The organism is Ruegeria sp. Ofav3-42 (assembly GCF_022347725.1).
In the GTDB taxonomy this organism is placed as follows: domain Bacteria; phylum Pseudomonadota; class Alphaproteobacteria; order Rhodobacterales; family Rhodobacteraceae; genus Ruegeria.
In genome coordinates, this window is record NZ_JAKRGB010000054.1 from 1 (window position 1) to 1,288 (window position 1,288).

A 1,288-nucleotide genomic window follows, 5' to 3' on the forward strand; every position below is an offset into this window, starting at 1 on the left:
TAGGGTCAGGATCTGTAATTTGTGGAGCTCGGCGGTGTTTCCCTTGAGGGTTTCAAGGATCTGTCCGCACTGATTGCTGTGAGGCGACCGTGCTGTATCGGGTTTCACAAGGCCGAACGTTGCATTGAGTCGAAGCGGGCTCCTAGGCCCATCCGGTAACCTTCGCAGATCGTTCGTCCCTGCGTCCCCTCTCGGGACACCGCCTTTGGATCAGCTTTCCGGCTTCACCGCTGGCAAATGATTTCTATCTCATCTCACGCTTCGAACAAAGTGCCGTCACGCAGCATCGCGTGCATGATGACAGCAAGCCGCCTGGCAAGTGCCACGCGTGCCTTTCTCAGACCTCGACGTTTGGCGATCTTCTGAGCCCAGGTTTTGAGGGCGAAGGTGCCATGACTGCGCGTCAGGATCGAGTTGGCCGCTTCGTAGAGCAGCTTGCGGACCATGCTGTCGCCCTGTTTGGTGATGCGTCCCGTCCAGTCGATTTCCCCCGACTGGTGACGTCTGGGGACCAGTCCGAAGTAGGCACCGACGGTGCGGGATTGTCGGAAGCGGTCAGCTTGATCAATAGCCGCGGCGAAAGCGGCGGAAGTTTGAACGCCGACGCCAGGGATGCTCATGAGCTGCCTGCAGGCCGACGACTGGTGAGCGAACTCACGCAAGACACGATCCAGTTGCTTAATCTGTTCCACCAATCCGGCTCTGGCGGCGACCAGCGCCGTGATGCTCTGGCCAAGGCCCGGTATGTCGGCAGCAGTCATCACCCGGTCGATGAACGACTTGCCCTGACCGGGGCCGGGTTTGAACCCGAAAGTTGCACAAATACCTCGGATCATGTTGTCCAGCCGCACCCGAGCTTCAACGAGATGGCTGCGCGTCGCGATGACGCTGCGCACGCCATGGGCAGCTGCAGATTTTACGTGCACCTCCTTATAGAAGCCTGTCCTGGCAAGTTGCGCCAGCCCGGCTGCATCATGCGGGTCAGTCTTATTCGCCTTCAATGCCTTTAGACTCTGATGCGCCTGCCGTGCGTCAATGCACACGACGGGAACGCCGAGAGCTCGCAAGCCGTGGCAGATTGCTGGCGACATGCGGCCGGATTCGATCACCGCCCGCTCAATGTCGCCAACTCGATCCAACGCACATGCGATCTTGTCAGGCGCGCTCTCAACCTTAATCGAGACGACTTTCTCACCGCCTTCATCGACGATGCACACCTGCGTGCTGTCCATCGACAGATCCAGTCCGGCATAGTGTTTCATGGTTGCTTCCTTCCATCAGCTTCGAC

At 58.9% G+C, this 1,288-nt stretch carries 1 protein-coding gene; it reads right to left on the reverse strand.

Annotation, left to right across the window (positions count from 1 at the left end; genetic code table 11):
- Positions 1 to 254 precede the first annotated feature (254 nt).
- Positions 255 to 1,262, reverse strand: coding sequence for an IS110 family transposase (locus MHN28_RS24755; RefSeq protein ID WP_239345715.1), 1,008 nt, complete (start codon positions 1,260 to 1,262; stop codon positions 255 to 257).
- Between the last annotated feature and the right edge of the window lie 26 nt (positions 1,263 to 1,288).